This window comes from uncultured Paraglaciecola sp., from assembly GCF_937123705.1.
GTDB lineage: Bacteria > Pseudomonadota > Gammaproteobacteria > Enterobacterales > Alteromonadaceae > Paraglaciecola.
This window is the reverse complement of record NZ_CAKZKO010000204.1, coordinates 95141-106353: the sequence shown is the minus strand read 5'-3', so window position 1 is coordinate 106353 and position 11213 is coordinate 95141. Positions and strand designations below refer to the sequence as shown.

Genomic DNA, 11213 nt, shown 5'->3' with positions numbered 1-11213 from the left:
TTGCTTCATTCGAGCGCCTTGATTAGGTGCTTTTAAATCTCGCTGAGTGATCAATTATTAGGATGAATTGGTATTATTTCACGTCCCCTGTAATCAGTCTATCTTGACCTTTCAACTCACTCTCATACCAAGACAGCGCTTCACTTTTAGGCTATTGTTTTGATACACATTCTTAGTCATCACATTTAACTAAATGAAAAATTAGGAGAAACCATGAATTTTGGTCAATTTTCAGTCAGCTTAACCGTTAAAGATATCGCCAAATCAAAAGCATTTTACGAGACACTAGGATTTACAACCCATCCTGAATGTGGATCTGTCGTCGATAAGTGGCTTATATTGCAAAAAGACACAACAGTCATTGGTTTATTTGAGGGTATGTTTGAAGCTAACATCCTCACCTTTAACCCAACAGATGTGCGCACTATTGAGAAACATCTACAACACAATAACATCGAGATTGACACACCAACTCAAGGAGAATCTGGGCCGACACATTGTGTGTTAAAAGATCCTGATGGCAATGTAATCATGTTCGATCAACATTGATACTTTTTAATAACTGAGGAACCACATGGTTGATAAATTTTATTGTTGGCAATGCAATGCCCAATTGGAAGGCGTTATTCTTCCTATGTCGCGACGAGAAGAGTGCACAACATGTGGCAAAGATATACATGTATGTAAAATGTGTGAGTTTTATGATGAAAATAAAGGCTGCACAGAAGATCGAGCCGAACATCAAAGAGAGTTAGAATTGGCCAACTTTTGTGACTACTTCAAGCCAAGCAAACACAAATTCAAGGCACCCAATTATTCTAAATCTGATCTCGCCAAGTCCAAATTAGCCGCTCTGTTTGGCGATGAATTACCACAACAAAACCTAGATACTGAGCCCCTTTCCGCGGCAGAATTAGCAGAGAAAAAATTACGAGACATGCTGAACAATAATTAATCACCGCTACTTGTATCTCAAATAACCTTATTGTGAGCTGTACTTATAGGCAGTTCAAGCTAGCTACAAATTCGGTTTCTACCCTCTTGCTTACCATGATATAAGGCTTCATCAACTCGCTTAAATAGCGATTCAAAGGTATCTTCATCATTGACCTGAGCAACCCCACCTGTCACAGTGACATTCACACCTATAGGTTGACCTATAGGCTTAGCGTTAATTGCAACTTTAAGCTTATTCGCAATGGCTAATGCCCCTTGCAATTCCGTGTCTGGCAATAAAATGAGAAACTCTTCTCCTCCCCATCTCGACAATTTATCTTGTTCACGAATGCTATCCTTAATTAACTCAGCACCAGTGGCCAATACAATGTCACCTAGATCGTGGCCGTAATTGTCATTAATTTCTTTGAAATGATCATAGTCTATCAATACCAAGCAAAAGGATTCTTGTGAACGACGATATCGCTCAAATGCGGCTTGAATATGTTGATGTAAACCGTATCGATTTAGGGTATTGGTAAGGAGATCGCTACTTGCCCTAGCTTTTAATTCTTTATTGGCTAATTTGAGATCAAGGGTGCGCTGTTCGACTTTGGTTTCAAGTAGCTCACTCATCAGCACCAAGTCAGCGTTTCGTACTTTTAGCTTATCTGAGAGTGTCTCGTTCTTAGAAATTAAATAATTAAACCTGCTATTTGTCACAAAATTCTGACAAAAGATAAATCCAATAATACCGAAACTAAAAAATCGACCTGTTGTTATCACGCCGTTCAGATTTAATATATCGTTAACAGCAAATACAAAAGCAATCAAAGAACCAAGCAGCATAATGCGCGCGCCCCGCAATTTAATATTGATCGCTACCCACATTCTTTGCAATATGTAGCTCATAACAACTAATGCAATAATGTTAAAGATACTTAAAGAGAGACCAAAATAACGAGTAGGGAAAAACAGAATAAATATCACAAAAACAATACACACTATATAAATCAATCGGCAAAACTGAGTGTGAAACACTTTTAAAAAATAAAGTTGATAGAAATACAAAATAGTAGGAATAATTGCATAATAACTAAAGAAATTTATTTTGGTTATCATCACAAACCCACTTGCTATAGAAGGCAATAAAACACTCATGTGATCTAGGGTAAACTCCCTAAGAAACAACAGCATACAAATACATGCAAAGACTACAGGAACACGGTCTTGGGGACGTTGGAAAAACAAAGTAAGAGAGTTGAGCGCAGTTATTAGCAATGATCCAAGCAGAAAAACACTTAGCGCGACCTTGTCTCTATGTAACATATTTAAAGAATCGGCGTCCCCTAGAACAATAGGTTGCCAAATCCCGCCCCAACCAGAATGAAAATTAGATACTTGTATAGTGATAGAGAACTCTTTAAGTCCGTCTGGGATCTTTACTGTGCTATTGCTGTAACTAGGTGAAGCCTCAGATTCAGAGTCGGTCACCACACCACCTAACGCCTTGAGTTCTGAATTCAAATAAAATTTGTAGGCACTTTCTATTTGAGGAATTTGGATTGCCAAATTACTTGAAACTTGTTGCAAGGCTACTTCCAGATGATAGGTAGCAAAACCAATTGCGTCATAGGTTACATCAGATTGATTGGATTGCCAGCCGCCACTCACTTTTATCAAAGCAGGGGGTATGGTTGTTACTTCTATTTGTTCAGGATCAAGTAAGTGCTGCCAATAGAATGACCAATTTCAGGTTAGTGCTAAGGTTTTTCTTTCAGAAAAGTCTGACGGTTGAATTGTTACTATGCCCTCATCGGCAACTTTTGCAGCAGGTTTCAAGGCCACGCCAAAATGATAAAGCAGAGGTAGAAATATCAACATAGTCACAATAAACAAAGCTAAAGACAACGCTTTAGCCCAAACAACCATGTGATGCTTATTTACCTCTTCCATATGCGCCTTTAATACAGCTAGTAACTGATTAACTATTTATGACCTGAACTAGATTAACAATTTGAGTACTTGAATGTTGGAAATCGCTAAGTTATTTTACATACCTTGGTATTTAATTTGATACCACTTAACCTAACTACAATTACATGGCTCCCGTTAAATGGGGAGATCAATAACTGCTTTAAGGAATTACAATTTATGAAAAAATTAATAGGTGTATTTGCGGTCGCTTTATTTTTAACTGGTTGCGCGCCAGAAGTTGGCAGTGAAGAATGGTGTGCAGATCTAAAAGAAAAGCCAAAAGCGGACTGGACTGCTTCAGAAGGCGCTGATTATGCCAAACATTGTATCTTCTAAGACTTTTTAACAGAGTCTAGAAGTGGGTTTAGGATATAGACCCCAAATGTTTGTATCCTAAACTAATTTGTACTTATACAATTGCGGCAGCGTTAACATGAGGATCACCTTGCAACACAAACTTAGAGCCAAAATGATTGAAGTGTGTGACAAAAAAATTGCAGCTAAAGGCCCTTCTGTTGGTTTGTCTTTCTACGCGTTTTTTGCCAACAAAAATGACAACCCAAGGCTGTTAATGGAAGCTGCCACTTGGTGGATTGAAACCCAACAATTAGATCACTTCGAAAAAGCTACTAAAATCAAAAACTTACTTATACCAATTCATCTTAATAATTGATATTAAATAGCGCCATCCAATTCATCATATCATTCTGAATTTCCTTCACTTAACCTGCAACCACCACCCGATTTTTACCTTCAGCTTTCGCCTTATAAAGCGCGTCATCTGCTAGTTTTAATAACTGGTCTGGATTTTTAGCTTGGTTGTAAGTGACTTCAGACACACCAAAACTTGCAGTCAACACTATCTGTTGTTGTTCTGCAAATAACTCAATTTGACTTAATCCATTACAGATTCTTTGGCTAATTTCCTCGGCCCGGGTAATATCAGCACCGTTTAAGATAATAACGACTTCTTCACCACCATACCTGGCAACAAAATCATCTTTACGTAAATTGGCTTGACGTAGATAGTCAGCCATAGCTTTTAAACAGTCGTCACCCACTTGGTGCCCATAGGTGTCATTAATTTTCTTAAAGTCATCGACATCTAAAATCACCAAGGCCAAATTTTTTGAATACGCAATAGCTTGAGAAAATGTCAGCTCTAAATAATTGTCAAAGGTTTGGCGGTTATACAAGCCTGTAAGGTGGTCAGTTTCTGACAACTCCTTAATGCGATCATGTTGAAGTTTCAGATTATCCGCTTTATCTTGCAATTCACGATTGCGAATGGATAGCTGGTTAGTCTTATCAGCGACTTCTTGTTGCAGGTTATCGGTTAAATGCTCAGCCACATCCAACGCCGCTACAAACCTAAAGGAATGATACTGAGTTTGCGCAAACAAAAACAGTAACAACGAATACTCGGCAAGGTATAAACTGTATGCACTCGATAAGGATGCATACACATCGTTTATCACACCACAAACTAACACAACACAGCTGATTATCATTAACGCGGAGTGTTTAGATTTCACAAATAGCGACCTTATGATCAACCAAACCACATACATGCTAAATAACCCTAATGTGATTTGATAATAGAATAGGCTATTGACGAGTTGTTTAAGTGATAATACCAATGAAAAACCTACTACTAACACCATCACTAGGTAGCCTAATTTCACCACTATGTCAGAGAACTTGGCTGGATATAAATACGCAAAAAAGTGAACCGCCGCCACAGCTGGCCAAACAATAGTGATATATTCCAGCCTTAAAAGAAAATCAAAATTGCTAGGGTCACTTAAAAGATAATAAAGGTAATCATTAGATACTGAAGCTCGTAGCAAAATAGAAAACGCAAACACGGCTAATAGCAATAACACGCGCTCTTTGGGGCGAAACAAATAAAATAAAATATTTTGAAATACAACCAGCAAACCAATAGCAATCAGCGCTACTCTTCCTGCCAAATCTGAAAATTGCGACTTTCTAATGGAGTTAAGTTCACTTACTTCAAACTTACCATACATACCGCCTTTGTCGTACAATTGTGTTGATATATAAATGACTAAGGTTCCAGCGTTAGTCTCAAGTGGGAGTTTCAAAATACCGGTTTTAAAACGCATATATTGTGTGGTTTTATCTGTTGAAATTTTCCCCGACTGCCCTAAAAATTGGGTATTTCCAGAATCATCAACCCACCAGGCTTGCCACGCATCGCTGACATCACGCATCCGAATTGCGGGCTCTTTGAAAACGTTATGCAAGTTATCCAGCCTGAGAATATAAGTCCCGTACTTACGCTCTTGTAGGGCTTGTTTATCTACCATAGAGTTAACAAAGTTAGGTAGTTGCACAGTTTTAAACTGAGCTTTAGATGTGGCAATATCGGCCAGAGGTATCCACTCCCCCCAACGTAATGCCCAATCGCCCGCAAGGCTCGTTTTGCCGTTTTTGAATTGATTTTTCACGTCGACTGTAGGAATTGCTTGCGCTGAGAAAATACCTGCACTGAAGGTGCAACTAAAAAAGCAGAATAGTAGCGCAATGAACTTACTTGGCTTCAACATTATCTCACTTACTGTCACTGTTTAAATGATTAGCGTCTGAACAAGTCCCTTTTTCAAAGTTTATTAAGTCATGATAACCCTATAATCACCAAAGTAAACAAGGATTTAAAACAATCATCTTATACCATTAATCCATCCTAACAATTGATATTAGTGGGGTTTTGAACGAATTGAGAAAAAATTCCAATGGGCAGGTTTCAAACCTTGCGCTTAGCACAGGGTTCTGATGAAGTAAGCAAAGTCATAGTAGCCCGTTTGGAGTTGAGACAAATAAATGAGTAAAAATGTATTAATAACCGGAGGTGCTTCAGGTTTAGGTGAAGCGCTGGCATTACAATATGCCAAACAAGGCTTTGAAGTCTGTATTGCCGATCTTAACCCTGATCGTGGTAATAAAGTAGTAGCAGCCATTATCGAAGATCATGGCAACGCCTTTTTTTTACCATGCGATATTACCAGCGAAGCAGATATTGAAACCCTGAAACAACAACTGCAATCTCGTTGGAGCGAAGTTAGCGTATTAGTTAACAATGCCGGTGTGGCCACAGGTGGTGCATTAGAATTTGAAGACTTAGAACAGTGGCAATGGGTACTGAATATCAATGTTTTAGGCATGGTACGTATGTGCCGCGCTTTTGTACCTTGGATGAAGCAACAAGACGGCGGCAAAATAGTGAATATTGCGTCCCAAGCAGGGATTACGCCCGCGCCAATGATGGCCAGTTATAATGCCAGTAAAGCCGCGGTAGTGAGTTTTTCAGAAACCATGCAGCTTGAGTTAATGGATAATAACATTCATGTGAGCGTAGCTTGTCCAGGATTTTTCTCGACAAACTTAGACGAATCACTGCGCAGTAAACAACCTGGAGTGGCGCAGATGGTTAAGAAAATGTTGCATACGTATTCTGATATCACCGCAGCTCAAGTAGCCGCTGCCATCTACCAAGACAGTGAAAACAACAGATTTATGACTATCACCCACAAAGATGGACGCCTTGCATATCGAATCAAGCGTTGGTTATCCCCCACGCGTTATTTTAAGATCATGCACAACCAACTAAAAAACTTTAAACCCCCAACAGATACCTAAGCAAAGAAAATAATAATACAAAGAGAAGTAACAATATGATTAGACAGAATATTTTAATTACAGGTGCCAGTTCTGGTTTAGGTAAAGGCATGGCCGTTGAGTTTGCCAAGATGGGGCGTAATTTAGCCTTATGTGCTCGCAGAGTAGAAAACTTAGAGTCCCTTAAACAAGAGTTATTGGCCATTAACCCTGACATTAAAGTGGTTATTCGCCCATTAGATGTCAACGACCATGAGCAAGTATTTGAGGTTGTTAAAGCCTTTGCAGATGATTTAGGCGGCTTAGATCGGATTATAGTCAATGCTGGCATGGGCAAAGGTGCTTCTTTAGGCACCGGTTATTTTAAAGCCAACAAAGAAACCGCGGTAACTAACTTTGTGTCGGCTTTGGCTCAGTGCGAAGCGGCCATGGAATTATTTCGAAAGCAAAACACTGGGCATTTAGTGACTATATCTTCTGTTAGCGCAGTACGTGGAGCCCGTAGAGCCATGACAGTGTACGCCGCGACTAAGGCCGCTTTAACATCACTTTCTGAAGGTATTCGTATCGATGTGCGCGATACGCCCATAAAAGTCACCACTATTCATCCTGGCTTTATTCGCACTGAAATCAATGCAAAAGTCAAAGCCGTGCCTTTTATTGTGGACTTAGAAACAGGCTGCAAAGCCATAGTGAAAGATATTGAAAAAGAAGTGGCCAATAGTTTTGTACCCAAATGGCCTTGGGCTTTGTTTAGGTATATTGCCCGTATCGCGCCATTAAGCCTGCTGGCAAAAATGAGCTAGAGAGCAAATATTTAGCACAAAAGCGGATCACTTTTGTGCTTTAAAACCTTTAGCTTTAATTAGGAATATCGCGGTAATGACAGAATCCGTTTTAACCCAAATCATCTTGCCTTTAGTATTGGGGCTTATCATGTTTGGCATGGGATTAAGCCTCACTAAGCAAGACTTTTTAGAACTAGGCAAAGAGCCTAAACCTGTGATTGTGGGATTATTCGGGCAGTTAATATTACTGCCTATATTAGCCTTCGCGGTAGCCATACTCTTTGGTTTAAGCCAACATTTAGCTATCGGCATTATGATTTTAGCCGCATGCCCGGGTGGCACTAGCTCTAATATCATCAGCCACTTAGCCAGAGCAAATCTAGCCTTATCTGTTAGTTTAACAGCCGTGACCACCTTGATTTGTGTGTTTACCACACCATTGATTATCCAGTTTGCGGTTAATCAATTTGATCGCAACCCTGCCGAGTCCTTTTCATTATTAAGCACTACGTTAGGGCTGATTTTTATTACCCTACTGCCAGTTCTTTTAGGTATTGTTCTGCGCCACAAATACCCTAAACAAGCGATTCGCAGCGAACCTTTCTTCAGGCGTTTAGCCACTGCTTTTTTGATTTTTATGATTATTGCTATCACCTATCAAGAGCGCGCCAATATTATTGAATCGTTATCTCAAGTGTTATTGCCATCTATTTCACTGAACTTAATCGCGATTGCTGTAGGAGTTGCACTAGGCATTGTCTTTAAGTTTGTAAAACGTGATTGCGTGACTTTGGGAATAGAAGTGGGGGTGCAAAATAGCTCAATGGCGATTTTAATAGCGGTATCGTTTCTAGACAGGCCAGATTATGCCATTGCAGCAGGCGTATATGGACTTGCCATGTATCTAGGTGCAGGTTTGTTAATTTTTGGCGCCAAGCGCGTACCACTAAGAAAACTAAGGGTATGATAGTAATATGGCTGGAGACTCCAGCCATATACAGTTGTCCTTACTGCAGCTAACCTACGCGTTTCATGGCGCAGATTTTATTGCCAGCAGGATCACGAAGGTAGGCTAAATATAACTTCATCTCGCCACCATCACGCACTCCAGGAGGATCTTCACAGGCCACACCACCATTAGCTAAACCTGCAGAGTGCCATGCATTTCCTTGCTCTTCGCTTTCTACCGCAAAACCTAGCGTACTGCCATTGCCATGGCTAGCAGGTTGACCATCAATAGGTACGCTTAATCCAAATACACCCGTTTTAGTAAAATAAAAACAACGGCCTTTAGGATCAATCTTTCCTGCTTCATAACCCAAAGTTCCTAAAATAGCATCGTAAAATTTCTTGGACTCTTGAATTTCTCTCGCACCTAACATCACGTGACTAAACATGTTTTTCTCCGTTGAAAATAATAGTTGTTAGAAGTTTACCTGCTTTTTACTGCGGCAAACTTTTTGATATTTATAATTTGTTGTAAGTTTCATGAACAGAGCATGATGCGTTTAGTGTTTATACCATTCTCCATAAATAAGTGAGCACTTGTTTATGGAGAATGGTATTACACTTTGCTTTTGAAGCACAAAGGCCTGTCGATCTATACTGCAAAAGCATGCAGCAAGAATCAACAAGCCCTGTTTAAAGCCACAAACTCGGTAATCTGCCGATTGACAATCTCGGCTTGATCAACATTTATGAAGTGCCCACTATCTTTTATAATATTTGTTTGAATACAAGGAAGAGCCTGATTCGCACGATTTATACTATCTTGACCATTAAATAAGTCGTTATCTCCTATCAATAATAAAACTGGCATAGGTAGATTAGATAGTTTTTCATTATCGAAGGGCTTCATGTCTAACAGTAAAGGAGATATTGAACCCGATTTAGAGGTTCTAAGAAAATGATCGATATACATACTTTCGATACTTTCTACATGATTAGATAAGGTCGATAAATACTCATCTAATCCTTCACGTTCTGGATTTAATGTGAAAATTAGGCTCGATAAAAGATCGATACTTGGATCTAGCCAAGTAAATGTTTGAGCAGGGCTAAGTAAAACCAAATGATTAAATTTATTGGGATGACTTATGGCTAGATTTGTCGCTATCCACCCACCTTGAGAAGCACCAATAATCGAAGGTTTTTCTAATTCCAACAAGTCAAATACTTCGAAATACCAAGACACTAAAAATTCTATTGAGTCATCACTAGTGTTTAGTGTTGACTTACCTGGTCCCAAAATATCATCAATAGCATAGACTCTAAAATGCTTAGATAACGCTTTAATATTGGGGTACCACATAGTCGAATCAACATTCATACCATGCAGTAAAACCAAAGCATCACCATCTACAGGCCCAGATACAATAACATGTGCTGAACCAGTAGAAGTTGGCAATTCTAGTTCTCGATACGGCGTATCCCATAACGTCAGCAAGCGATTATAAAGCTCAACATTGCTTAACTCTTTAGCCGGGCGAGTTACAAGTTGGTGGTATTTTGAATGGCTATTGTCTAAAGAATAATCTTTGCTAACTTCATCATCGAATTTAGCTTGCTCACACCCAGCAAACAAGCCTAAAAAGCCCCCAAAAAAAAGTAGTATTGATATATGCCTTTCAATCTTGAACATTTAAATTAATCAACAACCCCAAAATGATCTAGTGAGCTTTCAAGGGCCGCCATACCCGCTGGTAAATCAAGTTGTTGCCCAAGCAGATTAAAACTCGCACCAAAAGCATGCAGGGTGCGAAACAAGTTATGAGCGCGGCATTGCTCGCCCATTTGCCCTATCCGCACAATATTGGCGCCAAAAGATCCTGAAATCTCAACCTTATAGCGACTGGACATAGTGTTAAGTAGTTGCTTGCTTTCAATGCCAGTTGGCACTTGAATACCTACCACTGAATTTAACCGCGCCTCTGGTTTAACAAATAGTGAGAGCCCCATGGCTTCGATACCTGCTTGCAGTGCTTGGGAACTACGTAAGTGTCGATCAAATCGCGCTTTTAGGGTTTCGGTGCATACCAGTCGTAGCGCTTCATGGATTGCCAATATCCCAGATACGGGCGCAGTGTAATGGTAGGCTTTTTTATACCAAAATTGATCCGCTAGTTTGGCGTCAAGGCACCAATGTCTAAGCTGATCAGTTCGCGATTGAATATGTTGCCAAGCCTTGCTGGAAAACCCAATAAGTGACACACCTGGTATACAAGATAAACCTTTTTGACCACCTGTTATTACTGCATCAATGCCCCATTTATCCATATCAAATTCCATGGTACTTAAAGTACAAACGGCATCCACTATCACTAAACAGTTGTGAGCTTTTGCAGCGGCCGCTATGGCTGCCAATTCATTGTTACACACAGTACTTGAGGTTTCGCCTTGTACTATGGTCAAAACTTGTGGTTGATGCTGTTCGATATATTGCGCCACTACGCTTGGGTCGGCGCTTTGCCCTTCACCTACCACCAAGCGCACCACATCAGCTTCAACACGCTCAGCCATTTCGGCAAGGCGATTACTAAAAAAACCATTGCATACACTGAGCACTTTACTACCTGGCACCACAAGGTTCGCCACCGCCATTTCCATTGCGGCTGAACCTGGGCCAGCTACCCCTAGGATATGCCCGGTTTCGGTTTGAAACACATAGCGTGACATCAGCTTAACTTGCTCAATGATCTGCGCCATAGTATCGCCCAAATGATTGATAACAATGCCGTTTGCGGCGGCCACTCTGGCTGGAATGGGTACAGGCCCTGCGCCCATCATCAATAAAGGTTCTTCGGGTAAGATACTATCTAAAGACAAAATGCCTTGGGGTGATTTAATTCGCACTTTTATGCCTTATTCAAA

13 protein-coding genes are annotated in these 11213 nt (G+C 40.1%); 7 read left to right on the top strand and 6 right to left on the bottom strand.

Annotation, left to right across the window (positions count from 1 at the left end; all coding sequences use genetic code 11):
* The first annotated feature begins 213 nt into the window (after positions 1 to 213).
* Both Q0688_RS25400 and Q0688_RS25395 read left to right on the top strand, forming a co-directional pair.
* The gene (locus Q0688_RS25400) at positions 214 to 549 is read left to right on the top strand and encodes a VOC family protein (protein WP_299084108.1); all 336 of its coding nucleotides are present in this window, start codon (positions 214 to 216) and stop codon (positions 547 to 549) included.
* Between the two features lie 25 nt (positions 550 to 574).
* Positions 575 to 955 carry a hypothetical protein gene (locus Q0688_RS25395; RefSeq protein ID WP_299084105.1) on the top strand — a complete coding sequence of 127 codons (381 nt, stop codon included), beginning with the start codon at positions 575 to 577 and terminating at the stop codon, positions 953 to 955.
* A 59-nt stretch (positions 956 to 1014) separates the two neighbouring features.
* On the opposite strand, the gene Q0688_RS25390 is transcribed toward Q0688_RS25395, so the two are convergent.
* Entirely contained in the window at positions 1015 to 2610 is a 1596-nt protein-coding gene (locus Q0688_RS25390) for a diguanylate cyclase (protein WP_299084114.1), read from the bottom strand.
* Positions 2611 to 2688: 78 nt separating this feature from the next.
* On the bottom strand, positions 2689 to 2892 hold the full coding sequence (locus Q0688_RS25385; RefSeq protein WP_299084102.1) for a hypothetical protein: 204 nt from the start codon (positions 2890 to 2892) through the stop codon (positions 2689 to 2691).
* Positions 2893 to 3090: 198 nt separating this feature from the next.
* On the opposite strand from Q0688_RS25385, the gene Q0688_RS25380 reads away from it, so the two are divergent.
* Both Q0688_RS25380 and Q0688_RS25375 read left to right on the top strand, forming a co-directional pair.
* On the top strand, positions 3091 to 3249 hold the full coding sequence (locus tag Q0688_RS25380; RefSeq protein WP_299084099.1) for a DUF3012 domain-containing protein: 159 nt from the start codon (positions 3091 to 3093) through the stop codon (positions 3247 to 3249).
* Positions 3250 to 3358: 109 nt separating this feature from the next.
* Positions 3359 to 3586, top strand: a complete 228-nt coding sequence (locus Q0688_RS25375; protein ID WP_299084094.1) for a DUF6500 family protein — start codon at positions 3359 to 3361, stop codon at positions 3584 to 3586.
* A 49-nt stretch (positions 3587 to 3635) separates the two neighbouring features.
* Here Q0688_RS25375 and Q0688_RS25370 read toward each other — a convergent pair whose 3' ends face one another.
* The gene (locus tag Q0688_RS25370; protein WP_299084090.1) at positions 3636 to 5486 is read right to left on the bottom strand and encodes a diguanylate cyclase; all 1851 of its coding nucleotides are present in this window, start codon (positions 5484 to 5486) and stop codon (positions 3636 to 3638) included.
* 274 nt (positions 5487 to 5760) lie between these two features.
* On the opposite strand from Q0688_RS25370, the gene Q0688_RS25365 reads away from it, so the two are divergent.
* The 3 genes from Q0688_RS25365 to Q0688_RS25355 all read left to right on the top strand — a co-directional run bounded on the left by Q0688_RS25365 (position 5761) and on the right by Q0688_RS25355 (position 8310).
* Positions 5761 to 6576 carry an SDR family oxidoreductase gene (locus Q0688_RS25365; RefSeq protein WP_299084087.1) on the top strand — a complete coding sequence of 272 codons (816 nt, stop codon included), beginning with the start codon at positions 5761 to 5763 and terminating at the stop codon, positions 6574 to 6576.
* A gap of 35 nt (positions 6577 to 6611) precedes the next feature.
* Positions 6612 to 7361 (top strand): SDR family oxidoreductase, encoded by a 750-nt coding sequence (locus Q0688_RS25360; RefSeq protein WP_299084084.1) that lies wholly within the window; start codon positions 6612 to 6614, stop codon positions 7359 to 7361.
* A gap of 76 nt (positions 7362 to 7437) precedes the next feature.
* Complete coding sequence (locus tag Q0688_RS25355) at positions 7438 to 8310, top strand: bile acid:sodium symporter family protein (protein WP_299084082.1); 873 nt, start codon at positions 7438 to 7440, stop codon at positions 8308 to 8310.
* 49 nt (positions 8311 to 8359) lie between these two features.
* On the opposite strand, the gene Q0688_RS25350 is transcribed toward Q0688_RS25355, so the two are convergent.
* From Q0688_RS25350 to Q0688_RS25340, 3 genes are all read right to left on the bottom strand, one after another.
* Entirely contained in the window at positions 8360 to 8740 is a 381-nt protein-coding gene (locus tag Q0688_RS25350; RefSeq protein WP_299084079.1) for a VOC family protein, read from the bottom strand.
* A gap of 230 nt (positions 8741 to 8970) precedes the next feature.
* Positions 8971 to 9984, bottom strand: a complete 1014-nt coding sequence (locus Q0688_RS25345) for an alpha/beta hydrolase (protein ID WP_299084076.1) — start codon at positions 9982 to 9984, stop codon at positions 8971 to 8973.
* A gap of 5 nt (positions 9985 to 9989) precedes the next feature.
* Positions 9990 to 11195, bottom strand: coding sequence for an alanine--glyoxylate aminotransferase family protein (locus tag Q0688_RS25340; RefSeq protein WP_299084073.1), 1206 nt, complete (start codon positions 11193 to 11195; stop codon positions 9990 to 9992).
* Positions 11196 to 11213: the final 18 nt, after the last annotated feature.

What these genes read in the sequence shown, in the direction of transcription:
- Q0688_RS25385 (WP_299084102.1), bottom strand. Translation starts at nt 2,892, where the DNA reads ATGGAAGAGGTAAATAAGCATCACATGGTTGTTTGGGCTAAAGCGTTG.
- Q0688_RS25380 (WP_299084099.1), top strand. Translation starts at nt 3,091, where the DNA reads ATGAAAAAATTAATAGGTGTATTTGCGGTCGCTTTATTTTTAACTGGT.
- Q0688_RS25360 (WP_299084084.1), top strand. Translation starts at nt 6,612, where the DNA reads ATGATTAGACAGAATATTTTAATTACAGGTGCCAGTTCTGGTTTAGGT.
- Q0688_RS25350 (WP_299084079.1), bottom strand. Translation starts at nt 8,740, where the DNA reads ATGTTTAGTCACGTGATGTTAGGTGCGAGAGAAATTCAAGAGTCCAAG.
- Q0688_RS25400 (WP_299084108.1), top strand. Translation starts at nt 214, where the DNA reads ATGAATTTTGGTCAATTTTCAGTCAGCTTAACCGTTAAAGATATCGCC.
- Q0688_RS25370 (WP_299084090.1), bottom strand. Translation starts at nt 5,486, where the DNA reads ATGTTGAAGCCAAGTAAGTTCATTGCGCTACTATTCTGCTTTTTTAGT.
- Q0688_RS25395 (WP_299084105.1), top strand. Translation starts at nt 575, where the DNA reads ATGGTTGATAAATTTTATTGTTGGCAATGCAATGCCCAATTGGAAGGC.
- Q0688_RS25345 (WP_299084076.1), bottom strand. Translation starts at nt 9,984, where the DNA reads ATGTTCAAGATTGAAAGGCATATATCAATACTACTTTTTTTTGGGGGC.
- Q0688_RS25365 (WP_299084087.1), top strand. Translation starts at nt 5,761, where the DNA reads ATGAGTAAAAATGTATTAATAACCGGAGGTGCTTCAGGTTTAGGTGAA.
- Q0688_RS25355 (WP_299084082.1), top strand. Translation starts at nt 7,438, where the DNA reads ATGACAGAATCCGTTTTAACCCAAATCATCTTGCCTTTAGTATTGGGG.